The following is a 23,631-nucleotide window of genomic DNA, read 5'->3' as shown; positions in this document are numbered from 1 at the left end:
TCGGGGCGTCCGGTGCGTGCGGCTGTCCGGTGCGTGCGGCTGTCCGGGCGTGCGGCCGTCCGGTTCAGTTCTCGGAGCCGGCCGGGCGGCAGCCGATCAGTTCGATCATCGTGGCCCTGCCCGTCGTCTTCAGCGTGACGACCTCGTCCACGCGCCGGTCCTCCTGGGCGAACGTGAAGTCGGCGCGACCCACCTCGCCGTGCTCCTTGTCCTGCGAGCTCAGCGTGCACACCCCGGTCACCGAGGCCTCCTTGCGCACCTCCAGGTGCACCTCCACCGCGGAGTCGGAGATCACCTGGAACTTGATGACCTCGGCGCTGACGCTCTGACCGGCCACGTAGTCCCAGCCGATCCAGCCGACCACCCCGAGCAGCCCGACCCCGAGGACCGAGCCCACGATCTTGAGCTTGCGGTCCGCACGCTCGTCCGCCGACCGGCCGTAGCGGCCCTCGGGCAGTCCTTCGCGCACCGCGCTCATCGATCGTTCCCTTCGAGGTGGGTGAACACCGTCAAATCCCGGGGCGTCCCCCCGGAATTTTTCCACCCCCCGATTCGGTCACTATAGAAGGCGCCCGCCCTGACGACTCAAAGAGGATCCTGTCTTGACCGAGCAGCTTCGACTGATGGCCGTCCACGCCCACCCCGACGACGAGTCGAGCAAGGGCGCGGCCACCATGGCCAAGTACGTGTCCGAGGGGGTGGCCGTACTGGTGGTGACCTGCACCGGTGGTGAGCGCGGCTCCGTCCTGAACCCCAAGCTCCAGGGCGACAAGTACATCGAGGAGAACATCCACGAAGTCCGGGCCAAGGAGATGGACGAGGCCCGCGAGATCCTCGGCGTCGACCAGGAGTGGCTGGGATACGTCGACTCCGGCCTGCCCGAGGGCGACCCGCTCCCGCCGCTGCCCGAGGGCTGCTTCGCCCTGGCCGACCTCGACGAGGCCGCCGGCAGCCTGGTGAAGAAGATCCGCGCCTTCCGGCCGCAGGTCATCACCACGTACGACGAGAACGGCGGCTACCCGCACCCGGACCACATCATGACCCACAAGATCTCGATGGTGGCCTTCGAGCACGCGGCCGACACCGAGAAGTACCCCGAGACCGAGTTCGGCCCGGCGTACCAGCCGCAGAAGCTCTACTACAACCAGGGCTTCAACAAGCCGCGCACCATCGCCCTGCACGAGGCGCTCCTCTCGCGCGGCCTGGAGTCCCCGTACGGCGAGTGGCTGGAGCGGTGGAAGGAGTTCCAGCGCGCCGAGCGGACCCTGACCACCCACGTTCCCTGCGCCGACTTCTTCGAGATCCGCGACAAGGCGCTCATCGCGCACGCCACGCAGATCGACCCGGACGGCGGCTGGTTCACCGTGCCCATGGAGATCCAGAAGGACGTCTGGCCGACCGAGGAGTACGAGCTGGCGAAGTCGCTCGTGGACACTTCCCTCCCCGAGTCCGACCTCTTCGCGGGCATCCGGGAGAATGCGTAGTTATGAGCGCTACGCAGGCAGCAATCGCCCAGCTCCTTCCGCTGGCCGGCGACACCTTCGACAAGAACAAGGTGACCCCGGGACTCCTGGGATTCATCGTGTTCGCCGCCCTCGCCCTCGGGGTGTGGGGCCTAATGAAGTCGATGAGCCGCCACATGGGCCGCGTCGACTTCAAGGAAGCCCCCGAGCCCGCCCCGACGGAGGGCACGCGGGCCCCGTAGGGGAGTCCCCAGGGGTTCCTCCGCGGGCCGCTCGCCGGACCGCCGCCCCGCCGCCGGCTGTGAACGGCGGGGCGGCGGACCCTCGCGCGCCCTACACCGGCGGCAGCGGTACGGGGACGCCCATGATCTCCCGCGCGTGCAGGTTCGGCACGAGCGACAGCCGCCACGCCTGCCAGCCCTCCGCCGGGTCCACCCCGCGCGCCAGGATCACCGCGTAGGACTCCAGGCAGTCCTCCAGGCGCCCGTCCCGCATCGGGTGCGGGGCCGCCGCCAGCCGCGCCAGCTCCGTCCGGGCCTCGTCGGGGGCTCCCGGGAGCGCGTACGGCAGGAGCGTGCAGCGCAGGAAGCGCGCCCAGTCCTCGCCGCGGCGGTCCCCGTAGGAGATGAACAGCCGCACCGCCTCCTCGCACAGGTCGAGGGCCTGCGCGGTGCGCGCGTTGCCGGCATCGACGACGGCGAGCTCCAGACAGGTCCAGGCCTCCCCGTGGGCCAGGCCGATGCGACGGAAGTCCGCCCGGGCGTCCACCAGCAGCTGGCGGGCGAAACCGGAGTTCTTCAGGTTCCCCGTCTGGGCCGCCCGCTGGTCGCGCGTCACCCGGCCGGAATGGTGACGGGCATGGGCCAGCCCGTACACGTCCCGCATCCGGGAGAACATCGTGCGCGCCCGCTCCAGCTCCCGCACCGCCCGGTCCCGCTCCCCGGCCTCCTCCAACGCCTGCCCGAGGTAGTACAGGGTCCACGCCTCGCCGCGGGCGTCCTCCGCCACCCGGTGGCGTGCCAGCGCGTCGCGCAGCAGCTCCAGCGCCGGACCCGGATCCCCCGCGACCACCCGCGCCCGGCCCAGCTGCGTCAGCGCCCACGCCTCACCGCGGTCGTCGCGCGTGCGCCCGTACAGCTCCAGGGCCAGGCGCAGCTCCGACTCCGCGCGCGCCACCTCGCCCAGGCGCAGGTAGACCTGCCCGAGCTGGAGGTGCGCCCAGGCCTCGCCGTGCACGCTCTCGCTCTCCCGGTGCAGCGCGAGGGACTCCCGCAGCAGCCGCAGCGCCTCCGCGAGGTGCGCCCGGTCCCGTTCGACCGCGGCGAGCGCGTGCAGACCCCACGCGCGGTCGCCCGCCAGCTCCTGCGGAGCCTGGAGCACGAGCGCCTCGCGGATGCGGGCCGCGGCCTCAGGGAGGTTGCCCTGGTGGTGCAGCGTGATGCCGAGCGAGACCAGCGCCATGCCCGCGGCCGCCTCCTGGTGCGCCTCCATGTACTGGTCCACCACCGAGGTCAGCGTCGTGCGCGCCTTGTCCAGCTCGCCGAGCTGACGCGCCGCGATACCCGTACGCCACTGCACCGAGCGGACCAGCAGCCCCTGGTCGACCGCCTGGGCGAGTTCGTTGATCTCGCCCAGCCGGTACAGGTCCCCGCGCAGCAGGCAGAAGTCGCAGAGCGCGCCCAGCAGGTCGAGGACCGCCTGCTGGTCCACACCCTCCGTGTGGCGCAGCGCCGCCGTGATGAAGCTCGACTCCTCGTCCAGCCAGCGCAGCGCCGCGTCGAGGGAGACGAAGCCGTGGCCGCCGACCGTGCTCGTCCTGGACAGGGCGTTCGCGCGCGTGGACATCTTCCCGTCGACCATCCGGATCACCGAGTCGGCGAGCTGCGCGTACGTCCGGATCAGCCGCTCGTGCGCCGCCGCGGCCCCGGCCCGGTCCTCGTCGTGCGCGAGGCGCGCCGCCGCGTACGCGCGCACCGCGTCGTGCATCCGGAACCGGTCCGTCCGCACGTGGTCCAGCAGCCCCGCCCGCGCCAGCTCCCGCAGCAGCCGCCCGGCCTCCACCTGGTCGGCGTCGATCAGCGCCGCCGCGGCCGCCGCGCCCAGCGAGGCCCGCCCGGCGAGCGTCAGACGGCGCAGCAGCCGGCGCCGCTCCTCGGGCAGGGCGGCGTAGGCCAGGTCGAGGGCCGCCTGGAGGGAGCTTCCGGGGGGCGGTGATTCGGGGGCGTACCTGGTGTCCTCGGCACGCCCGGCGCTCGCGGTGCTCCCGGCATGCCCGGTGTCCTCGGCGTTCCTGGGGTCCCCTGCCCCGGCGTCCCCGGCGTGCCCGGCATCTGTGGGGTTCCCGGTCCCGGCGTGCCCGGCGTGCCCGGCATCCGTGGGGTTCCCGGTCCCGGCGGCCCCAGCGTCCCCGGCGGCCCCAGCGTCCCCGGCGTTCCCGAGGGGTGCCAGGACGCGCAGCGCGAGCGGCAGGCCGGCGGCGAGCGCGAGGAGGCCCCGTACGGGCTCCTCCCCGTACGGGGCCTCCTGCGCGGCGGCCGCCGCCTCCATCAGCTCGGCGCCCGCCTCCCGCGCGAGCCGCGACACCGGCAACTGGTACACCCAGGCCGCCAGATCCGCCGGCAGGTCCAGCGGCTCCCGCGCCGTGACAAGGACCAGGCTCTCGGAGCGCTCGGGCACGAGCATCCGTACTTGCGCGGCGTCGACGGCATCGTCCAGGACCACCGTCACCGGAGTGCCCTGCAGATGCAGGTGGTACAACTCGCCGAGCCTGCACACCTGTTGTTCCGCCGAAGCGCCCTCCCGGAACAGCAGCTGCTCGCGCGGCGCCCCCAGCCGGTTCATCAGGTGCAGCAGCGCCTCCCGCGTCGACAGCGGATTCTCGGTCGCGCCGCCGCCGCGCAGGTCCACCACGCAGGCACCCCGGAACTGGTCCCGCAGCGCGTGCGCCGCACGCAGCGCCAGCGTGGTGCGGCCGACCCCGGGCTCGCCGTGCAGCACCACGACCACCGGACGGGTCTCGGTGCTGGCCCGGGCGCTCCGCACCCACTGCGCGATCCGCGCCAGCTCCGCCTTCCGTCCCACGAAGACCTCGTCCAGCAGCGGGAGTTGTCCGAAGGACTGCTCCAGCATGCTCCGCCGGCGCGCCGCGGCGCTGCGGTTGGCCCCGACCAGCTTGGGGCGCCCGCCGGTCCCGGTCCCGTTCGCGTTCCCGATCGCGGTCCCAGTCCCAGCCCCGGTCCCGGTCACCTTCTGCGAAGCGCGGGCGGCGACGGCCACCTTGCGCTGCTGCTCCAGGAACGGCCGGATCCCGCGCACCTCCAGCGCCGACAGCCACTGCAGTTTCAGCTGCTCGGGCCCGCCCGGCCGCCCCAGCTCCCCGGCCCGCCGGTTCGCGGCCGGCAGGTGCAGGGCCGTCACCTTGGCCACGGTCGCCGTCGCCCCGGCCGCACCGACCACGACCCCCGCGGTCAGCGCCGTACCGGCCGCCACTCCGAAGGCCAGGTCCGCCCCGACGGCCGAAGCCGCCGCGACCGCCGTCACCAGCAAGGCCGTCGAGAGGTTCGCGCGCCGGAAGGCCTCGCCGAGCGACTCCTCACCGGCGGCCGCCCCGTCCAGGGCGCGCACGTACGCCCCGTACTCCTCTGCCGCACTCGCCGCGAGCGAGTCCAGCGCTTCCCTGCCGCGCGCGAGCAGCGCCGCCTTGGCCTCGGGAGTCCCGGCCGCGCCACCGGCGCCCCGCCCGGCCTCGTCGTCCACGGCCCGTCCCAGCAGCCGCTCGGCCTCGCCGCGATGGCTGTCACGCATCGGCATCCCCCTCAGAGAGCTCCGGCACCGTGCGCCAAGTGTCCGCCGGGACGGTCGGGAGCGCGAGAGAATCTGAGCTAGTGCCGCGGGAGTTGGCGCGCGAGCGGTCGCATAGGGTGGCCCGGTGAGCAGACGCTGGACGACCCCGGGGCCGGGGCTGTGTGCGACGGCGGCGCTGCTCATGACTGCGACCGGCTGCGGGCTTGCGCCCGAACATCCCCTGCCCGACCGCGGCTTCGCCCTCCGCTACGAGAAGCCCGCGGCGGCCGACAAGGCCGGCCACCGCTTCCTGCGGGACGGGGCGCTCGCCGACCTCGCCGTCGCCGCACTCAACTCCTCCCTCGACCTCCCGTACCCGGTCACCGTCGTCGCCCGCTCCTGCCACGGCGAAGGCACCGGCTACGACCCGGACACCCACCGCATCGAGCTCTGTTACGACGACCTGGCCGAGGAGCGCGAGCTGTTCGCCGCGGCCGGGGACGCCAACCCGGACGAGCCGCTCTCCGAGGTCGTCCGGGAGACGATCTACCACGAGGCCGGCCATGCCCTCATCGACGCGCTGGACCTCCCGGACGAGGGCGACCGCGCCGAGGAGGACGCCGCCGACCGTTTCGCCCAGGTGCTGCTGCTCGACCACGACCCCGAGGGCGACGCCACCCTCCTGACCGCGGCTCGCGCCTACGAACTGTCGGCCGCCGCGGAAACCACCCCCGACCCCTCCGACGAGCACGCCCCGGACGCCACCCGCGCCGAATCCCACCGCTGCGCGGTCTACGGCGCCTTCCCCACCCGCCACAAGTCCCTGGCCACCCCCGCCCGCACCGCCTGCCCCACCACCTGGACCCACACCCGCGACACCTGGACCCACGCCCTGACCCCCTACCTGCGGCACTGACCCCGGGACCCTCCGTCCGAGGCCGAAGGCGGCGCTCTTCGCTTACGCCCGCGACGAGCCGTAGCAACTGTCCCGAGACCCCTTGGGGACTGCTCGCCGCACGGGCCCAGCCAGCTGAAGCTCGACGTCGAGTCCTGGCCCGGGCGGCGTGCCGAGCTGATGGGCTGGACGGGTGGACAACGTCGCGAGCCGGTTACGGTCACGTTTGGGTGACGGCGCGCCAGAGCACTTGCCCACCACATTGTTAGCGCTAACAATCAGGCGTCAATGGAGGGGTCAGCTTTGCTGCCGTGCGAGCTCCCGTTCGCCCGGACGCCGCCAACTGCGGTGCCACCATTGCGAGTTGCCCCTTCCGTCCCGTACGCCATAGGGAGTCCAGATGAGCGCAGCATCCCACCCGGCGCAGCCGTCTCGTCGCACCATCCTCGGCTTGGCCGCCGCCACTCCCTTGGCGATGACCGGGGTGCTGAGCCTGGGCGCGGGCACCGCCCACGCCGCCGACTCGGCCTACGTGATGTGCTACTTCACCGAGTCGAACGACCTCGGCGCGGGCACCGACTACGGCCTCCACCTCGCGGCAAGCCGCGACGCGCTGGAGTGGACGCCGCTGAACCAGAACAACCCCGTCGCCATCCCCACGGCGGGCGCGCTCGGCCTGCGCGACCCGTTCCTCATGCGCAAGCAGGACGGCACCTTCGTCGTCCTCGCCACCGACCTCAAGGGCACCGACTGGAACTACAACAGCCAGTACGTCCACGTCTGGGACTCCGTCGACCTGCGCGCCTTCACGGGTTACCGGCGCCTCAAGCTGCACGACATGAACACCCACAGCTGGGCGCCCGAGGCGTTCTGGGACGCGAGCCGGGGCCAGTACGCGGTCCTCTACTCGGCGGTCAACGCCAGCGGCCACAACGTGATCATGGTGAACTACACCCGTGACTTCGTCACGGCTTCCGCCCCGCAGGTCTTCTTCGACCCCGGCTACGACGCCATCGACGCGAACATGACCGTCGGCGTGGGCGGTGTCAACTACATGTTCTTCAAGAACAACGGGCAGGGAAAGTTGGTCGGCGCCAGGTCCACGTCGCTCAACCCGGGCAGCTTCACCCCCTTTGGCAGCCCGGCCTCCCATGGCGGCACCGAAGCCCCGACGATCGTGAAGTCGCTGACCTCGAACACCTGGTACATGTGGGGCGACACCTACACTCCCAACGGCGTCTTCTACGCCTGGCAGACCTCCGACCTCGCGTCCGGTGCCTGGACCCCCCTCGACCAGAAGACGTACACCCAGCCGCTCAACTCCAAGCACTGCGGCATCACGACCATCACCAGCACCGAATACGACAACCTGCTCACCAAGTGGGGCGTACCGGCCTGGAACCGGCTCAAGTCCTACAATCTGCCGGACCGTTACGTCCGCCACGCCAACAACGTGGGCCGCATCGACACGTACCCGTTCAACCTCTACACCGACTCCCTGTGGAAGCTGGTCCCGGGCCTCGCCGACAGCTCCGCCGTGTCCTTCCAGTCCGTCGGCAACCCCACCCGCTACCTGCGGCACTACAGCTACGAGCTGCGACTCGACGCCAACGACGGCACGTCGGCGTTCGCGGCAGACGCCACCTTCCACCGCACGGCCGGCCTGGCGGACTCCTCGTGGTCCTCCTTCCGCTCCCACAACTTCCCGACCCGCTACATCCGGCACTCCAACTACGTCCTGCGCATCGACCCGATCTCGACGGCCACCGAACGGCAGGACGCGACCTTCCGCGTCGGCTTCTGACGGGTTCCGCGGTCGGGGGCGGGGGCTGTGAGAGGCTGGGTCGTATGAACCGGCTGGCTGGTGTGACCTCGCCTCATCTGCTTCAGCATGCTGACAATCCGGTCGACTGGTGGCCCTGGATGCCGGAGGCGTTCGAGGAAGCCCGGCGGCGCAATGTGCCCGTCCTGCTATCGGTCGGTTACTCCGCGTGCCACTGGTCTCAGTGAACTCGCAAAATCAGTAGTTGGCGGGTTCACACCTCTCTGATGATCACGCGGCTCCCGCATAGCTTCGACCAGTCGTCGCGGTCGGAGGTCAGGACGACCACGGGGGACGGGACACGGAGCGCAAGGGCGGCGACGAGAGCGTCGATTGCGTACTTGTGCCCGTGCATCCCACCTGCGTCCCGAAGTAGCGCTACCGCCGTCATGGAGTCCTCCTGACTGACCGGCTCCACTCGCAGTCGGGAGAGCACCCACTTCAAGCGCGCCAGATCGGTCTTCCCCTGAGCTGCTTCAACGATGGTCAGCACAGACACGAGGACAGGGACTCCTAGCTGCCGGGACGCCTCGATGCGCGCCGCCATCCTGCGGTCATTGCGCAGGAGCAGGGAGAGTGCCTCGGAGTCGAGCACCAGGGAGCAGGCCGGCTGCTCCTTCACGCGGCGCCTCGTTCGACGGCCCTGGCGTTCTCGTCTCCGAACAGCTCGCGACGGGCGGCTTCGATCTCCTGCTCTGTGAGCGCGCCGTGTTCCTCTTCGTGTGACGCGACGATCTCGGCGAGCCCGTCCATGGCGAGCTGGTGCCTCACGGCTTCGGTGATATAGCTGGACAGGCCCCGGCGCCCGGTCCTGGACCGGAGCTCACTGGCCAGCTCGGTGGGCATGGACACGGAGATGTTCTCGGTGGTTCCGGCTCGGGTCGGCTTCATGCTCAGAGTGTAGGACAAGCTCTATTACATCGCGAAGATTCCGCCGCAGAACCACGACTCATTCCTCGGCCTTCGCGTTCGGCCTCGCTTCGGCCGGAGTCGGATACCGGCTCGACCGCAGCATGCGCGTGGCTGTCGCGGGCCGGATTGATGACCGGCGTTTCATGATCGGGAACTCCCGGATAGGCTCGACAAATCGCACTTTCACTCATCACGACAGTTCGGGGAGACGACGTGGGCGCTGTGCGGGCCTGGATGGTACGCGCCGGAGCGGATGGTGAGCGGGAGGACGTCTCCATCTCCGAGGGCTTGACGATCGCCGGCTGGCCCGAGGTTGTCGGTGACCTCGCGGGCTGTATGACACCGGGAGACCTCAAAGCCGAGCTCGCCAAGGCATACCCCCGTGAGAACCCCCGCGTCCTCGGCAACTGGAGCGGGCAACTTTGGCGTTTTCGCGCCGTCATGTCGCCCGGGGATCTGATCGTCCTGCCACTCAAGACGGGCACCATCGCCATCGGACACATCACGAGCGATTATCAGTTCCGTGCGGAGGCTGCTCCGGGATTCCGGCATGTACGCACTGTCACCTGGAAGCGCCCCGATGTACCGCGTACGGAGCTTCGCGCCGATCTGCGTGCGACACTTGGCTCCCTGCTCACGGTGAGTGAGTTGCGCCGCTTCGATGCCGTGAAGCGTCTCGCCAAGCTTGCGGCCGGAGACTCCGATCCCGGGAACCCTGACGCCCCGGCTGACGTGCGACTGTTGGAGAAGCCTGTCGAGCTGCTCCACAAGGTCACCGCAGCCCCGGCGGGCGAGCCGGTGAGACTGGCCGTACGAGACCTGCTCAGCATCTGGGACTTCGTGAGCCGCTCGGGTAAGGCCACCGCCACCATTCGCAGGGATCTGGACGGGCTTGGTCTTGCAGTCGTCCCTCCCATCACCGAGGTCCCGTCGATCGACCACATGGTCCGCGTCGTTCCCATCGGCCTGGCGCCGGAAGCTGAACGGCAGTCGTTGGGCGAAGAGACCGCCGACCTGGAACTGGAGCCGGAGGACGGAGACGACTCCGCGGCGGATCTCCTGGTCGATGAGGAGTCCGGCTCCATGGATATCGGCGACAACAGTCTGACCGCTGTTGGAGCCGGGGAAGGCGAGAGTGGCGACGATGAGGAGGAGCCGGCTCATCCGGCGCCCGTGTTGGTGACCGTGGGGAGACTGCCCTCGGCGCGCAGTGAGCTGAAGACCGTCAAGCTTACCGACCCGCTCGGCCGAGCTGTGGAACTTCTGTCCGAGAACGCGTACGACCAGCTTCCGGTCCTCAACGACGACGAACATTTGTGCGGTTCCATCACCTGGCGGGAAATCGGCGCGACCAACCACCCTGCCACCGCGCTGGTCAGAGACGCTGCCGTATTAAAGGTTCGGTCAATACGCACCGACGAGCCCATGGTGGACTGCCTGGCGGATGTAGCCGACCACGGCTGTGTCTTCGTACTCAATCCCGACGGCAGCCTCTCTGGGATTGTGACGGGTCACGACCTGGCCCACAGATTCGAGCAGGAGCTGCGCCCCTACGCCCTCATCCAAGAGCTGGAACTGCGCCTGCGCCGAGCGCTCAGCAAGGCGTTGATGCAGGTGAAGGAGATCCATGGTGAGTACGGCCTCCCCGGAGATCCCGCGAAAATCGTCAAGCTCGCCAATCAGGGCATGAACTTCTCCGACTACATCACATTGCTCAAGCGGGATGACGTATGGCAGGCGACGGGTTGGAAGTTCCCGCAGCAGAGCTTCGCCGAACGCTTGGACCGGGTTCGGAAAATTCGTAACGAGACCATGCATTTCCACACGAGCGACGATGACCGCATCAGTGCGGTCAAGGAGATAGAAGTCGCTCTGCAGATGCTCAAAACCGTTCAGCCGCAAGCCTGAAGGTGCTGGTGGGCCGGCGCTGCTGCACACGCCGACAACCCGATGCGGCTGGGCCCTTGCGGTGGGGAATGGCTCCGGGGATCTATGGCCGGCTCCTCCAGCGTGACGTCCGTCCGCGTTCATCCGCGGATACCGGAATCCACCCGGCGACGGCGTCCGGAGCCGACAGGGCCATGTTCAGAACGGCTGCGCTCGGCTCGCCGGGCGCCAGGCCCGACGTGATAACGAGCAGCAATCCGCCTTGTCGTTTAATCAAGCGTTTCATGTCGCGAGAGATATCCGACGACCACTCCTCGAAGCCCATTTTCCCCGTGAGCCGGCGCCGAGCGACGGTCGCAGTCCCGGGAACGGTGTTGAGGGCATGGTCGGCAGTCATCATTCCGTGCTGTTGATGCCAAAAGAACGGCGCCATCCGCCACTGGCCGTCCTCAGACCGAGCCAGCGCCACGCACTCCACTCCCGGGTTCACCAGCATGAGTACCGGGCTCATGTCGTCCAGCGTGATCTGAGGCGTGTGAGCCGCACTGGCGGTCCAGGTCAGGCGTGGCTCCGACGGACCGATGAGCTTGAAGATGCCCAGACTGCTGTCACGAGGTGTGCCGTCGTTATCGGTCCATTCAGGGTAGCGACACATCCCCAAGTGGTAGAGGCTGGCGGTCGCGCCCCAAGGATGTTCGAAAACTCGAAGAGCTGGCACCCCCATTCCCAAGGAAAACCCGCAATACTGGCAATCAAGTGGCCACAAGCCCTCCATTACGTGGGCAAGTTGCCCGTCCGCCAGCCGTTCCTCGGTGCTCTTGCTCACCGCCAGGGTCTGGAGTCCTCCCCTGCCGGCTTCCGCACGGACGATTCGCCAGTCGGGCATCAACAAGGGGGTGCGCTGCTGGGTTCTACGGATCCATGATTCAGCGCTCTTCGGATCACCTTCCCACGCCAGAATGGTGCTGAGCGTGATCATGGCGTCAGGGTTGCCGTCCTCAGCCGCAGCCAAAGCTCCTCGCCGCGCTTGAACCAGGTAGGACTCCGCAGCCCCCTGCTGCTCCCGGTACGCAAGCCAGCCGGCGAATGACAGTGCCACCGCGGGCATGCCTCGATCAGCGGCTTCTTTCAACCAGGCGCCTCGGTTGTCCAGCACTATGTATTGCTGCCGCAACAGGTTGCCGTACTTCACGGCACACTCGTCATCGCCCTGTTCCGCACCGCGCCTCCAAAGCTCGGCCGCAAACATCGAGGGCAATACGCCGACTGCCGCGCTCGCCCAGAGGACCGGTGAATTCACCGCGATGCGAGCAGGACCGGCCGCCGCCGACTATTGGCAGGATCGACTTTCTGCCCAGGCAACGGCAGGCACGGACTCGACGTAGGCACGAACTTCGACGCGCCGGCGTCGGCATCCCTTAGCCGCCGTACTTCCCCAGTACCGCGATCACGCGACGGATCTTCCGCAACTCGTCGAGCCGTTTCACGAAGACCTTGCGGTCGAGCGGCCACCCCAGCGGAAGGCCACCGCTGCGCGGTCCACGAGGCGCCCCCGCCCAGCGCCGGGACCTCGCCACCCCGGAGCGCGCCGCCTGCGGCGGGACCTGGATCCGCGTCCGCGACACCTGGACCCGCGACCTGGCCCTCCTCCTTCGGCACCTTTCCGGGCCCGTGCGGCAGGATGACCTCATGCCGAACCACCTCGCGAACGAGACCTCGCCGTACCTGCTCCAGCACGCCGACAACCCCGTCGACTGGTGGCCCTGGTCGCCCGAGGCGTTCGCGGAGGCGCGGGAGCGTGGTGTACCCGTTCTGCTGAGCGTTGGGTACAGCTCGTGCCACTGGTGTCACGTCATGGCCCATGAATCCTTCGAGGACGAGCTTTCCGCCGCCTATATGAACGAACACTTCGTCAACATCAAGGTGGACCGGGAAGAGCGGCCCGACATCGACGCCGTTTACATGGAGGCCGTGCAGGCCGCCACCGGGCAGGGTGGGTGGCCGATGACGGTGTTCCTGACCGCCGATGCCGAGCCCTTCTACTTCGGGACCTACTTCCCGCCCGAGCCCCGGCACGGCATGCCCTCCTTCATGCAGGTGCTCGAAGGAGTGCGGACCGCGTGGGCCGGGCGGCCCGAGGAGGTCACCGACGTCGCGCAGCGGATCGTACGGGACCTCGCGGGGCGTCAGTTGGACTACGGGAAGGCCGGCACGCCCGGCCCCGGGGAACTCTCGCAGGCCCTGCTCGGGCTGACGCGGGACTACGACGAGGCCCGGGGCGGATTCGGCGGGGCGCCGAAGTTCCCGCCCTCCATGGTCCTGGAGTTCTTGCTGCGCCACCACGCCCGCACCGGGGCGGAGGGGGCCCTGCAGATGGCCGCCGACACGTGCGAGGCCATGGCCCGGGGCGGCATCTACGACCAGCTCGGGGGCGGGTTCGCGCGGTACTCCGTGGACCGGGAGTGGGTCGTGCCCCACTTCGAGAAGATGCTCTACGACAACGCGCTGCTCTGCCGGGTCTACGCCCACCTGTGGCGGGCCACCGGGTCGGAGCTGGCGCGGCGGGTGGCCGTCGAGACCGCCGACTTCATGGTCCGTGAACTGCGCACCGCCGAGGGCGGCTTCGCCTCCGCGCTCGACGCCGACAGCGAGGATCCGGTCACCGGCGAGCACGTCGAGGGCGCCTACTACGCCTGGACCCCGCAGGAGCTCCGGCAGGTGCTGGGGGAGCGGGACGGGGACCTCGCCGCCGCCCTGTTCGGGGTGACCGGGGAGGGGACCTTCGAGCACGGGAAGTCCGTGCTCCAGCTGCCCCCGGGCGGCCCCGACCTCGACGCCGAACAGGTCGCGGACATCAAGGCCAGGCTGCTCGCGGCCCGCGCCGACCGGCCCGCGCCCGGCCGGGACGACAAGATCGTCGCCGCCTGGAACGGGCTGGCCATCGCCGCCCTCGCCGAGTGCGGGGCCTTCTTCGACCGGCCCGACCTCGTCGAGCGGGCCACCGAGGCGGCCGACCTCCTCGTCCGCGTGCACATGGACGGCCGGGCCCGGCTGGCGCGGACGAGCCGGGACGGGCAGGTCGGACCCAACTCCGGGGTGCTGGAGGACTACGGAGACGTCGCGGAGGGATTCCTGGCCCTCGCCGCCGTCACCGGGGAAGGGGTCTGGCTGGAGTTCGCCGGGTTCCTCGTGGATCTGGTGATGACCCGGTTCACCGCCGAGGACGGGTCGCTGTACGATACCGCGCACGACGCGGAGCAGCTCATCCGCAGGCCCCAGGATCCGACCGACACGGCCGCCCCCTCCGGGTGGACGGCCGCCGCCGGCGCGCTGCTCTCGTACGCCGCGCACACCGGCTCGGAGCCCCACCGCACGGCGGCCGAGCGGGCGCTCGCCGTGGTGCACGCGCTCGGTCCGCGCGCTCCGCGGTTCATCGGGCACGGGCTGGCGGTGGCCGAGGCGCTCGTCGACGGCCCGCGCGAGGTGGCGGTGGTCGGGCATCCGCAGGACGCGGCGCGGGCCGAGCTGCACCGGGTCGCGCTGCTGGGGACGGCTCCGGGTGCGGTGGTGGCGACGGGGCTGCCGCGGGCGGCGGACGGCAGCGGCGGGGAGTTCCCGCTCCTGGGCGGGCGGACCTTGGTGGGAGGCCTGCCCACGGCGTACGTGTGCCGGCACTTCGTCTGTGCGCGGCCGACTTCGGATCCGGCCGAGCTCGCGGAGCAGCTGGGAGCCGTCAGCCCCTGAGGAACCGCAGTGGGGACGGAGGAGTGCGAGTAGGAGTAGGGGAGGGGTGGCGGGCTGCCGCCACCCGCCGCTTCGCGCGGCGCGGGGCCCGGCGGCCGGACCGGCCCGCCCAGGTGGCCGGGCCCGCCCGCCCGGCGGCCGCGCGGACGCCCGCCCTAGTGCTGGTACGCGGCGATCGAGATGCCGACGTAGTGCGCCACGAACGCGGCGAGCGTCAGCGAGTGGAAGACCTCGTGGAAGCCGAAGAAGCGCGGTGAGGGGTTCGGGCGCTTCATGCCGTAGATGATGCCGCCGGCGCTGTAGAGGAGGCCGCCGACGATCACGAGGACGAGGACGGCGATGCCGCCGGTCCGCATGAAGTCGGGGAGGAAGAAGACCGCGACCCAGCCCATGGCGATGTAGCAGGGCGTGTACAGCCACCGCGGGGCGCCGACCCAGAAGACGCGGAAGGCGATGCCGGCCGAGGCCGCGATCCAGACCGCCCAGAGCAGCGTCCGCCCGGTGGACGGGGGGAGCAGCAGGACGGTGAGCGGGGTGTAGGTGCCCGCGATGATCAGGAAGATGTTCGCGTGGTCGAGCCGCCGCAGGATGGCTTCGCCGCGCGGGCCCCACGTGCCGCGGTGGTACACGGCGCTGACGCCGAAGAGCAGGCACGCGGTGAGCATGTACACCCCGCACGCGACCCGGGCCCGGGTCGAGTCGGTGAAGGCCATGAGGACGAGGCCGGCGATCACCACGGCGGGGAACATGCCGGTGTGCAGCCAACCGCGCATGAGCGGTTTGGCCTCCGGATCTGCCGGTTCGACCACCGGAGCGGCCACGGCAGCGGCGTCAGAAGTCATGGCGACCATGCTACCTACGGGTGCGTAGCTTTCCGTTAGTGCGCTTTACGGAAGATTGACCGGAGTGGCGATGCTCACGTGAGAGGCCCTCTGGACATATGCGCACACGCACCGGATGATCAGATGAGTGCGGTCGACACCGGATGAGCGGAGCGCGAAGCGTCCGGGTCGCGGCCCCCACGGGGCAAACACAAATCAAACCCCTCAACAAGGAGCGATCGTGGCGCGCGACATCGCGGCTGGCACCACTTCCGACGTCCCCACCACCCATCAGGAGCTCGTCTCTTGGGTCGGTGACATCGCAGCCCTCACCCAGCCGGACCGCATCGTCTGGTGTGACGGCTCCGAGGCCGAGTACGAGGCCCTCTGCGAGGAGCTCGTCTCCAAGGGCACCTTCAAGAAGCTGGACCCGGCCAAGCGCCCGAACTCGTACTACGCGGCTTCCGACCCCTCCGACGTCGCGCGCGTCGAGGACCGGACCTTCATCTGCTCCGAGAAGGAGGAGGACGCGGGCCCGACCAACCACTGGAAGGCCCCTTCCGAGATGAAGGAGCTCTTCGCCGGCAAGGGCGAGGAAGGCGGCATCTTCCGCGGCTCCATGAAGGGCCGCACGATGTACGTCGTCCCCTTCTGCATGGGCCCCCTCGGTTCCGAACTCTCCGCGATCGGCGTCGAGATCACCGACTCCGCCTACGTCGCGGTCGCCATGCGCACCATGACCCGCATGGGCAAGGCCGTCCTCGACGAGCTCGGCACCGACGGGTTCTTCGTCAAGGCCGTCCACACCCTCGGCGCTCCGCTCGCCGAGGGCGAGGCCGACGTGCCGTGGCCCTGCAACACCACCAAGTACATCTCGCACTTCCCGGAGACCCGCGAGATCTGGTCCTACGGATCGGGCTACGGCGGCAACGCCCTGCTCGGCAAGAAGTGCTACGCCCTGCGCATCGCGTCCGTCATGGCCCGCGACGAGGGCTGGCTCGCCGAGCACATGCTGATCCTCAAGCTCACCCCGCCGCAGGGGGAGTCCAAGTACATCGCCGCCGCGTTCCCGAGCGCCTGCGGCAAGACGAACCTGGCCATGCTGGAGCCCACGATCCCCGGCTGGACCGTCGAGACCGTCGGCGACGACATCGCCTGGATGCGCTTCGGCGAGGACGGTCGCCTGTACGCGATCAACCCCGAGGCCGGCTTCTTCGGCGTCGCGCCCGGCACCGGTGAGCACACCAACGCCAACGCGATGAAGACGATGTACGCGAACACCGTCTTCACCAACGTCGCGCTCACCCCGGACGGCTCCGACGTCTGGTGGGAGGGCATGACCGAAGAGGCGCCCGCGCACCTCATCGACTGGAAGGGCAACGCCTGGACCCCGGAGAGCGAAACCCCGGCGGCCCACCCCAACGCCCGCTTCGCCGTCCCCGCCTCCCAGTGCCCGACGATCGCCTCCGAGTGGGAGGACCCCAAGGGCGTCCCGATCTCCGCGATCCTCTTCGGCGGCCGCCGCGCCTCGGCCGTGCCGCTGGTCACCGAGTCCTTCGACTGGAACCACGGCGTCTTCATCGGCTCGAACATCGCGTCCGAGAAGACCGCCGCCGCCGAGGGCAAGGTCGGCGAGCTGCGCCGCGACCCCTTCGCCATGCTGCCGTTCTGCGGCTACAACATGGGCGACTACATGGGCCACTGGGTCGACGTGGCCAAGGGCAAGGACCAGTCCAAGCTCCCGAAGATCTACTACGTGAACTGGTTCCGCAAGAACGACGCGGGCAAGTTCGTGTGGCCGGGCTTCGGCGAGAACAGCCGTGTCCTGAAGTGGATCGTCGAGCGCCTCGACGGCTCCGCCGAGGGAGTCGAGACCCCCATCGGCATCCTGCCGACCGTGGCCTCCCTGGACACGGACGGCCTGGACCTGCCGGCCGCCGACCTGGAGTTCCTGCTCACGGTCGACAAGGAGGTCTGGCGCGACGAGGCCTCGCTGGTCCCCGCGCACCTCAACACCTACGGCGACCACACGCCGAAGGAGCTGTGGGACCAGTACGACGCCCTGGTCGAGCGCCTCGGCTGACCACCCCCCCCAAGAACCGGCGGCCGGCTGTCCCCGGCCGTAGGACGACGCGGGATGTCCCGACCGGATTCCCCGCGACCTTCCCCATAGGTCGTGTGCGTCTGCTGACGGCGGGCCTCCGTTTCACGGAGGTCCGCCGTCATGCGTTCCGCCTCCTCGTGCGGCGGTCCCACTTCGAAATGCTGTGTGGGCCCGTGGGTGCTGGTGGGAGGGGCGGGCGGCCGGGAGGATCGTGCCATGGGCGTGAGTGCGTTGAAGTGGCAGGGCTGGCTGGTCGCCCTGGTGTTCGTGGCGGGACTGCTGGTGTTCGCCCCGCTGGGGCTGTACGTGTGGGCCGGGGACGCCCCGGCTCCGCGGCCGGGCTCGGCGGCTCGGGAGGACGTACGGATCACCGACTGCCGGATCGATCCGGCGAGCCGGCGGGTGACGGCCTCGGTCGAGGCGGTGAACCGCTTCCCGGGCCGGGGTGCCTACGTCGTCACCGTGGAGTTCCGGGTGACGGTGGATCCGGAGTCCGGCGACCGCGGTGCGCAGGCGCTGGTCAAGGTCCCGGGGGTGCTGCCCGGGGCCACCGAGCACGGTGAGGCGGTGGGGCCGGTGTGGCCGGCGGCCCAGGTCCCGTGGTGCGGTGTCGCGGCCGCGGAGTTCGACCCGGCGCCGGCTCCGTCCCCGTAGCGGGGCTCGGAAGCGGGGCGGCGCGGCACGGAGGCCTGCGGGACCCGGGGCCGGACGTGCCGGACGTACCGGAAAAGGGCACCCGGTCCGGAGCCTCCGCGGCCCCGGACCGGGGCCGTCAGTGGGCGCCGACGAGTTCGAGCGCGGCGCTGTGGGCGTCCATGCGCTCGGCGGCGAGGATGGCGACGGTGGTGTCGGCGCGGGACGCCGCGACGAGCAGCGCACGGGCGGCGAGGTCGCGGGCCTGCTGGTGCAGGGCGGCGACGGTCTCGGCGTCCTGGCGGGAGGAGCGGGGCGCGCGGGTGGGCTGCGCTCCGCGCAGGCGGGCCACCTGGGCGGCGATGCCCGCGGCGGCCGCTTCGAGGCCGAGCTCGTCGGTGACGGCGAGCAGGGCGGCCAGGTGGCCGCCGAGCTGGATGTCCAGCGCCTCGGAGCGGCTGCTGCGCGGGTAGTCGCTGCGGCGGCCGTCTATGCGGGGATCGACCGGCTTGGTCCGGATCGGCTCGTACATGAGAGGGCCTCCTGCGGGGTCAGGAGACCATCCTACATTGGATTGGTTCTAAAGTTGTGCCGAATCCTAGTGCGGGTGTACGGCACGCGTTCGGCGCGAAGATCCCTACGGTTGGCTGTAGCCGTCGAGGAAGTTCCCGATCCGGGTCACCGCGTCGGCCAGGTCCTTGGCGTTGGGCAGGGTCACGATCCGGAAGTGGTCGGGCTCGGGCCAGTTGAAGCCCGTACCGTGCACGACCATGATCTTTTCCTCGCGCAGCAGGTCGAGGACCATCTGCCGGTCGTCCTTGATCTTGTAGACGGACGGGTCCAGCTTCGGGAAGAGGTACAGGGCGCCCTTGGGCTTCACGCAGGTGATGCCGGGGATCTGCGTCAGCAGGTCGTACGCCGTGTCGCGCTGCTCCAGGATGCGCCCGCCGGGCAGTACCAGGTCGTTGATCGACTGCCGTCCGCCGAGCGCGGTGGCGATGGCGTGCTGGGAGGGCATGTTGGCGCAGAGCCGCATGTTCGCCAGGATCGTCAGGCCCTCGATGTAGGACGAGGCGTGCTTCTTGGGTCCGCACACCGCCATCCAGCCGGAGCGGTAACCGGCGACGCGGTAGTTCTTGGAGAGCCCGTTGAAGGTCAGCGTCAGCAGGTCCGGGGCGATCGCGGCGGTGTTCGTGTGCGTGGCGCCGTCGTAGAGGATCCGGTCGTAGATCTCGTCCGAACACACGATCAGGTTGTGGCGGCGGGCGATGTCCGTCAGCCCGCGCAGCATCTCGTCGTCGTAGACGGCGCCGGTCGGGTTGTTCGGGTTGATGATCACGATCGCGCGGGTCCGGTCGGTGACCTTGCGCTCGATGTCGGCGAGGTCCGGCATCCAGTCGGACTGCTCGTCGCAGCGGTAGTGCACGGCGGTGCCGCCGGCCAGGCTGACGGAGGCGGTCCACAGCGGGTAGTCCGGCGCGGGGACGAGCACCTCGTCGCCGTCGTCGAGCAGTGCCTGCATGGACATCTGGATCAGCTCGGAGACGCCGTTGCCGATGTAGACGTCCTCGACGTCCAGGTCGATGCCCTTGGTCTGGTAGTGCTGCATCACGGCGCGGCGCGCGGACAGCAGCCCCTTCGCGTCCCCGTACCCGTGGGCGTTGCCCAGGTTGCGGAGCATGTCCTCGAGGATCTCCGGCGGGCACTCGAAGCCGAAGGCCGCGGGGTTGCCGGTGTTGAGCTTGAGGATGCGATGACCGGCCGCTTCGAGCCGCATGGCCTCTTCGAGCACGGGCCCGCGGATCTCGTAGCAGACATTGGCGAGTTTCGTTGACTGGATCACCTGCATGACGGGAGCTTACGGGGCGGGACGCGGGCGCGCCGAGCGATTTCATCCCGGAGCGAGGGTCGGACGACGGACCGATATGTCCCCTTTCGGGCAATGGCTGGGTACGGGCGCCGAGAGCCCTTGGAAACCGGGGCCGCGGCGCGGCTCCGGCCTGCGGAATGGGTGGGGCCCGGGGAGGGGACCGGACCGGTGTTGCGCTCGTCACCTCGGGCGGACTCCGCTGTCGGGGTGTCCGCGGCGCGCTACGGCGGCCTTGTTGCTTCGCCTCGGCCTTGAGGATCTCGGAGAGAGTGTGCCTCGGCGGCGGGTCGCGACGGGTCAGCGCTCGATGATGACCAGGGGGATCTCGCGGGGTGCGGCCGCGGCCTGGTGCTCTTCGTAGGCCGGCCACAGGGCGGTCATGATCTCCCAGTACGTCTCGCGCTCCGCCGGCGTCGCCGTGCGCGCGCGGGCCTGGGCGGTCAGGGCGCCGACCTGCACGCGGACCTCGGGGTGCGCGGCGAGGTTCCGGTACCAGGAGGGGACGCCCTCGGCGCCGTCGGCGGCGGTCGCCAGGACGATGTGGCGGGCGCCGTCCCTGCCGTAGATCAGCGGGGTGCGGACGGGGCGGCCGGAGATCCGGTCGAGGGTGGTCAGCAGCAGGGTCGGGACGCCGTGCCAGAGATGGCCGTCGGTGCCGCAGCTGTCGACGTACGCGCGCACGTGCGCCAGGGGCGGACCGGCCGGGGGGTCGGCCGGGTGGTCCCAGTCGACGGCGGGGCCGGCGGGGCCGGCGGTGGTGGCGGAGCCGGGGGCGGTGGGGGCGCTGGCAGGGGCGCCGGTCTTCGTGTGCATCGCGCGTCGTCCTTCGAGTCGGCCCCCCGTGCGGCTAACGAGCGTCCATCGATTCTGGATGCGCACGGGCCGCGGCGCACGTCGGGGCGGCGCGGCGGCCGCCGTACGGAGCCGGCCCCGCACCGCCCCTCATCGGGCTGGTCCGTGCCTACGGGAGGTAGCGCTCGAGGGCCTTCGCGCCCTCCTCCTCGATCAGCTTGCGCGCCTTCTCCACCCGCTCCGGAGTCAGGTCCTGGCCGCGTGCCATCACGAGGTCCTCGGGGTCGTACGCGCGCTCCGAACCCGTGTAGAGGTGGGCCGGGCGCTGGGGCTGCTGGTCCGATTCACTGTCCATAGCTACCTCCTCCTGTGTCCCCCTGGCCCCATACTCCGGCGGCGCCCCCATGAACGCACGTCGGAGGCCGGGGTGGTCCCGATGGCGCCCGATGGGCCCCGGCGCTCAGCCCGCGGCCGCCAGCACGGCCGTCAGGGCGACGATCCCGCCGCAGACGCTGAGGTTGACGGCCCTGTGCTCCCAGAACACCGCCACGAACTCGCGGATCGTCGCGCTCGGCCAGAAGTACTTCGCCGTCGGCGAGCCCAGGACCTGGCCGTTCACCCCCGCCTTGCGGGCCATCATCGCGGCGCGGAAGGCGTGGAAGTTGTTGGTGACCACCACGCAGCGGTAGCGGGGGTCGCCCGCCTCCATGACCGTCCGGCTGAACTCGAGGTTCTCCTCCGTGGTGCGGGAACGATCCTCCAGTCGCAGGTGCTCGCGCGGCACGCCCTCGGCGATCAGCCAGTCGGCCATCGCCCGGGCCTCGGCGAGCTTCTCGCCCGTCCCCTTGCCGCCCGAGGTCAGCAGCAGCGGCACCCGCCCGCCCCGGGCGATCTGGGCGTCGTGGATCTCGCGGCCCTTGCGCAGCCGAGAGGCCAGCAGCGGCGGGACCCGGTCGCCGCCGATCAGGCCGGAGCCCAGCATCACCACGTAGTCGACGTCGCCGCGGACCTTGATCCGGCCGTAGAGGTAGGCGTAGGCGAGGAAGCAGAGGAAGAGGAAGGAGACGTACGCGACGAGGAAGACCACGCCGACCATCACCGCGTCCATGGCGGGCGGTCCGGTGTTGGCCGTCACCAGGACGAAGGCGATGAGGAGGAAGATCCCGACGCCGGCCGCCAGCGACAGCAGGTTGGCCGGGCTGCGGCCCTCCTTGCGGACCATCGTCAGACCGTTGCCGATCAGGAACACGCCGAGCGAGACCGTCCCGAGTACGGGGATCAGGAGGACCAGCGCGACCACGGCCGTCGCGAGCCCGCCCGGCAGGTGCCTGACCTGGTACAGCAGCCCGATCGAGGTGAAGATGAAGGTGAGGCCCAGGTAGACGGCGTTGCGAAAACGCCGTCGGTCGTCCCGGACGCTCATGCCGAAGAGGAGTAGAGAGAGAACGGCGGGGACAAAGGCGAGCATGTGATGCATCGTAGGCGGCCCGAGTGAACGGCCGGATGCGAAGGGGAACGCCCCGGGCGACCGCCCGCGACTGGCCGTTGACCGTTCCCCGCCCCTGCTCCCCGCCGCACCCCTTTTCCCCGCCCTCCGCCGTCCCCGCCCCTCCGTCGGCCGCCTACCGGCCGCGGTAGGGCGTCCGGCGGACCGAGCGGCCCGCCAGCACGTCCGTCCTGCGCCCGTCCCGCATGACGAAGCGTCCGTCGATCAGGACGTGCGGGATCCCCGTCGGCAGCGCGCGCGGGCGCTCGTACGTCGACCCGGCCGCGACCGTGCGCGGATCGAAGAGGACGAGGTCCGCGCGGTGGCCCACCCGGACGGTTCCCCGGTCGGGCAGCCGCAGCCGGGCCGCCGGGCGGCCCGACAGGTGCGCGACGCACTCCTCGAGGGAGAGGACGCCCAGCTCGCGCACGTAGTGCCCGAGGTAGTGCGGGAAGGTGCCGTACGCCCGGGGGTGCGGCTTCGCGCCCTGCAGGATGCCGTCCGAACCGCCCGTGTGGACGGGGTGGCGCATGATCGCCCGGACGTTCTCCTCGTGTCCCACGTGCTGCAGGATGCTCGGGCCGAGCCGGTCGCCCAGCAGGAGCTCGCGGGCCGTGGCCCAGTCCCGCAGGCGCGTGCCGACGTACGACCCGTAGGCCGGATCCGTGGTCCCGGCGATCTCGATCGTCGACCAGTCCACCGGTACGCCGTGACAGCCGTCGGAGCCCTCCACCTCCAGCGCGTACCGGATCCGCTCGGACGCGGCGTCGTCGCCCAGCCGCGCGAGGACCACGTCGGGGCCGCCCTCGTTCGCCCAGCCGGGAAGGAGGGCGACGAGCGTGGTGCAGCCGGGGGTGTACGGGTAGCTGTCGAGGCTGATGTCGGAGCCCTCGGCCAGGGCCCCGTCGAGGAGGGCGAGCAGTTCGCCCGCCCGGCCCCGGTTCTCGCCGAAGTTCATCGTGGCGTGCGCGAGGTGCAGTGCGCAGCCCGCCTCGCGGGTCAGCTCGACCATCTCGGCGTAGGCGGCGAGCGCGCCCCGGCCGTAAGAGCGGTGGTGCGGGCAGTAGTAGCCGCCGTAGGAGGCGACGACCCGGCACAGCTCGGTCAGTTCGGCGCCGGACGCGTACATGCCGGGGGTGTAGGTGAGCCCGGAGGACATGCCCACGGCGCCCTGCGCGAGGCCCTCCGCCACGAGCGCCCGCATCCGGTCGAGCTCGGCGGGGGAGGCGGGGCGGTCGCCCCAGCCGACGACGAGCGCGCGCACGGTGCCCTGGGGGACTAGTGCTGCTCCGCGGAAGTTCGTGGAGGGGTGTTCAGGCTGCTTTGAGCGGGGTGCCCTCGTAGGTCCAGCGGTAGGGTCTGGCTGTTTCGTTGTGCTTGATCACGTAGGTTTCCAGCTTGTCGATCAGATCGTCGCGG

19 protein-coding genes and 2 pseudogenes are annotated in these 23,631 nt (G+C 70.5%); 9 read left to right on the top strand and 12 right to left on the bottom strand.

All coding sequences use genetic code 11. From position 1 onward, the window contains the following. Nucleotides 1-64: 64 nt before the first annotated feature. Nucleotides 65-478, bottom strand: coding sequence for a DUF4307 domain-containing protein (locus tag J7E97_RS29610; RefSeq protein ID WP_215033704.1), 414 nt, complete (start codon nt 476-478; stop codon nt 65-67). A 124-nt stretch (nt 479-602) separates the two neighbouring features. Here J7E97_RS29610 and mca point away from each other — a divergent pair, with 124 nt between their 5' ends. Then, nucleotides 603-1,484 (top strand): mycothiol conjugate amidase Mca, encoded by an 882-nt coding sequence (gene mca / locus J7E97_RS29605; protein ID WP_215033702.1) that lies wholly within the window; start codon nt 603-605, stop codon nt 1,482-1,484. Between the two features lie 2 nt (nt 1,485-1,486). Next, entirely contained in the window at nt 1,487-1,705 is a 219-nt protein-coding gene (locus J7E97_RS29600; protein WP_215033700.1) for a hypothetical protein, read from the top strand. A gap of 91 nt (nt 1,706-1,796) precedes the next feature. Here the strand turns inward: J7E97_RS29600 and J7E97_RS29595 are convergent, their stop codons facing one another. Further along, a complete protein-coding gene (locus J7E97_RS29595; protein ID WP_251055356.1) occupies nt 1,797-5,267 on the bottom strand; it encodes a tetratricopeptide repeat protein in 3,471 nt (1,156 codons plus the stop codon). A gap of 124 nt (nt 5,268-5,391) precedes the next feature. Between J7E97_RS29595 and J7E97_RS29590 the strand changes: the two genes are divergently transcribed. From J7E97_RS29590 to J7E97_RS29580, 3 genes and pseudogenes are all read left to right on the top strand, one after another. Further along, nucleotides 5,392-6,162 (top strand): DUF4344 domain-containing metallopeptidase, encoded by a 771-nt coding sequence (locus tag J7E97_RS29590; protein ID WP_215033696.1) that lies wholly within the window; start codon nt 5,392-5,394, stop codon nt 6,160-6,162. Nucleotides 6,163-6,541: 379 nt separating this feature from the next. Next, a complete protein-coding gene (locus J7E97_RS29585; RefSeq protein ID WP_215033694.1) occupies nt 6,542-7,945 on the top strand; it encodes a glycoside hydrolase family 43 protein in 1,404 nt (467 codons plus the stop codon). 44 nt (nt 7,946-7,989) lie between these two features. Next, nucleotides 7,990-8,142: pseudogene (locus J7E97_RS29580) on the top strand (DUF255 domain-containing protein); the annotation flags it as partial. A gap of 35 nt (nt 8,143-8,177) precedes the next feature. Here the strand turns inward: J7E97_RS29580 and J7E97_RS29575 are convergent. Together J7E97_RS29575 and J7E97_RS29570 are read right to left on the bottom strand one after the other, a co-directional pair. Next, entirely contained in the window at nt 8,178-8,585 is a 408-nt protein-coding gene (locus tag J7E97_RS29575; protein ID WP_215033690.1) for a PIN domain-containing protein, read from the bottom strand. Continuing rightward, nucleotides 8,582-8,854 carry a hypothetical protein gene (locus J7E97_RS29570; protein ID WP_215033688.1) on the bottom strand — a complete coding sequence of 91 codons (273 nt, stop codon included), beginning with the start codon at nt 8,852-8,854 and terminating at the stop codon, nt 8,582-8,584. The genes J7E97_RS29575 and J7E97_RS29570 overlap by 4 nt, the downstream gene beginning before the upstream one ends. Before the next feature lie 234 nt (nt 8,855-9,088). Here J7E97_RS29570 and J7E97_RS36880 point away from each other — a divergent pair, with 234 nt between their 5' ends. Then, a complete protein-coding gene (locus tag J7E97_RS36880; RefSeq protein WP_215033686.1) occupies nt 9,089-10,783 on the top strand; it encodes a CBS domain-containing protein in 1,695 nt (564 codons plus the stop codon). Between the two features lie 82 nt (nt 10,784-10,865). On the opposite strand, the gene J7E97_RS29560 is transcribed toward J7E97_RS36880, so the two are convergent. Continuing rightward, entirely contained in the window at nt 10,866-11,954 is a 1,089-nt protein-coding gene (locus J7E97_RS29560) for a hypothetical protein (protein ID WP_215033684.1), read from the bottom strand. Nucleotides 11,955-12,451: 497 nt separating this feature from the next. On the opposite strand from J7E97_RS29560, the gene J7E97_RS29555 reads away from it, so the two are divergent. Then, the gene (locus J7E97_RS29555) at nt 12,452-14,506 is read left to right on the top strand and encodes a thioredoxin domain-containing protein (RefSeq protein WP_215033682.1); all 2,055 of its coding nucleotides are present in this window, start codon (nt 12,452-12,454) and stop codon (nt 14,504-14,506) included. 155 nt (nt 14,507-14,661) lie between these two features. Here J7E97_RS29555 and J7E97_RS29550 read toward each other — a convergent pair whose 3' ends face one another. After that, nucleotides 14,662-15,348, bottom strand: coding sequence for a hemolysin III family protein (locus tag J7E97_RS29550; protein ID WP_251055355.1), 687 nt, complete (start codon nt 15,346-15,348; stop codon nt 14,662-14,664). A 220-nt stretch (nt 15,349-15,568) separates the two neighbouring features. Here J7E97_RS29550 and J7E97_RS29545 point away from each other — a divergent pair, with 220 nt between their 5' ends. Next, the gene (locus J7E97_RS29545) at nt 15,569-17,410 is read left to right on the top strand and encodes a phosphoenolpyruvate carboxykinase (GTP) (RefSeq protein WP_215033678.1); all 1,842 of its coding nucleotides are present in this window, start codon (nt 15,569-15,571) and stop codon (nt 17,408-17,410) included. 243 nt (nt 17,411-17,653) lie between these two features. Continuing rightward, nucleotides 17,654-18,085 (top strand): hypothetical protein, encoded by a 432-nt coding sequence (locus J7E97_RS29540; protein WP_215033676.1) that lies wholly within the window; start codon nt 17,654-17,656, stop codon nt 18,083-18,085. A 118-nt stretch (nt 18,086-18,203) separates the two neighbouring features. Here the strand turns inward: J7E97_RS29540 and J7E97_RS29535 are convergent, their stop codons facing one another. From J7E97_RS29535 to J7E97_RS29510, 6 genes and pseudogenes are all read right to left on the bottom strand, one after another. After that, on the bottom strand, nt 18,204-18,596 hold the full coding sequence (locus J7E97_RS29535; protein WP_215033674.1) for a hypothetical protein: 393 nt from the start codon (nt 18,594-18,596) through the stop codon (nt 18,204-18,206). A gap of 105 nt (nt 18,597-18,701) precedes the next feature. Then, complete coding sequence (locus J7E97_RS29530) at nt 18,702-19,913, bottom strand: pyridoxal phosphate-dependent aminotransferase (RefSeq protein WP_215033672.1); 1,212 nt, start codon at nt 19,911-19,913, stop codon at nt 18,702-18,704. A 318-nt stretch (nt 19,914-20,231) separates the two neighbouring features. Next, nucleotides 20,232-20,747 carry a nitroreductase/quinone reductase family protein gene (locus tag J7E97_RS29525; protein WP_215033670.1) on the bottom strand — a complete coding sequence of 172 codons (516 nt, stop codon included), beginning with the start codon at nt 20,745-20,747 and terminating at the stop codon, nt 20,232-20,234. Nucleotides 20,748-20,895: 148 nt separating this feature from the next. After that, nucleotides 20,896-21,081 carry a hypothetical protein gene (locus tag J7E97_RS29520; RefSeq protein ID WP_215033668.1) on the bottom strand — a complete coding sequence of 62 codons (186 nt, stop codon included), beginning with the start codon at nt 21,079-21,081 and terminating at the stop codon, nt 20,896-20,898. 105 nt (nt 21,082-21,186) lie between these two features. Continuing rightward, nucleotides 21,187-22,194, bottom strand: a complete 1,008-nt coding sequence (locus tag J7E97_RS29515) for a YdcF family protein (RefSeq protein ID WP_215033666.1) — start codon at nt 22,192-22,194, stop codon at nt 21,187-21,189. A 154-nt stretch (nt 22,195-22,348) separates the two neighbouring features. After that, nucleotides 22,349-23,500: pseudogene (locus J7E97_RS29510) on the bottom strand (amidohydrolase family protein); the annotation flags it as partial. Between the last annotated feature and the right edge of the window lie 131 nt (nt 23,501-23,631).

It is taken from the genome of Streptomyces sp. ISL-66, from assembly GCF_018614135.1.
Taxonomy (GTDB): Bacteria; Actinomycetota; Actinomycetes; order Streptomycetales; family Streptomycetaceae; genus Streptomyces.
This window is presented reverse-complemented; position numbering and strand designations above follow the sequence as displayed.

Coding starts and splice junctions, on each gene's coding strand:
- J7E97_RS29610 (WP_215033704.1), bottom strand. CDS start 478: ATGAGCGCGGTGCGCGAAGGACTGCCCGAGGGCCGCTACGGCCGGTCG.
- J7E97_RS29600 (WP_215033700.1), top strand. CDS start 1,487: ATGAGCGCTACGCAGGCAGCAATCGCCCAGCTCCTTCCGCTGGCCGGC.
- J7E97_RS29595 (WP_251055356.1), bottom strand. CDS start 5,267: ATGCGTGACAGCCATCGCGGCGAGGCCGAGCGGCTGCTGGGACGGGCC.
- J7E97_RS29585 (WP_215033694.1), top strand. CDS start 6,542: ATGAGCGCAGCATCCCACCCGGCGCAGCCGTCTCGTCGCACCATCCTC.
- J7E97_RS29570 (WP_215033688.1), bottom strand. CDS start 8,854: ATGAAGCCGACCCGAGCCGGAACCACCGAGAACATCTCCGTGTCCATG.
- J7E97_RS29555 (WP_215033682.1), top strand. CDS start 12,452: ATGCCGAACCACCTCGCGAACGAGACCTCGCCGTACCTGCTCCAGCAC.
- J7E97_RS29550 (WP_251055355.1), bottom strand. CDS start 15,348: ATGACTTCTGACGCCGCTGCCGTGGCCGCTCCGGTGGTCGAACCGGCA.
- J7E97_RS29535 (WP_215033674.1), bottom strand. CDS start 18,596: ATGTACGAGCCGATCCGGACCAAGCCGGTCGATCCCCGCATAGACGGC.
- J7E97_RS29530 (WP_215033672.1), bottom strand. CDS start 19,913: ATGCAGGTGATCCAGTCAACGAAACTCGCCAATGTCTGCTACGAGATC.
- J7E97_RS29525 (WP_215033670.1), bottom strand. CDS start 20,747: ATGCACACGAAGACCGGCGCCCCTGCCAGCGCCCCCACCGCCCCCGGC.
- J7E97_RS29520 (WP_215033668.1), bottom strand. CDS start 21,081: ATGGACAGTGAATCGGACCAGCAGCCCCAGCGCCCGGCCCACCTCTAC.
- J7E97_RS29515 (WP_215033666.1), bottom strand. CDS start 22,194: ATGCTCGCCTTTGTCCCCGCCGTTCTCTCTCTACTCCTCTTCGGCATG.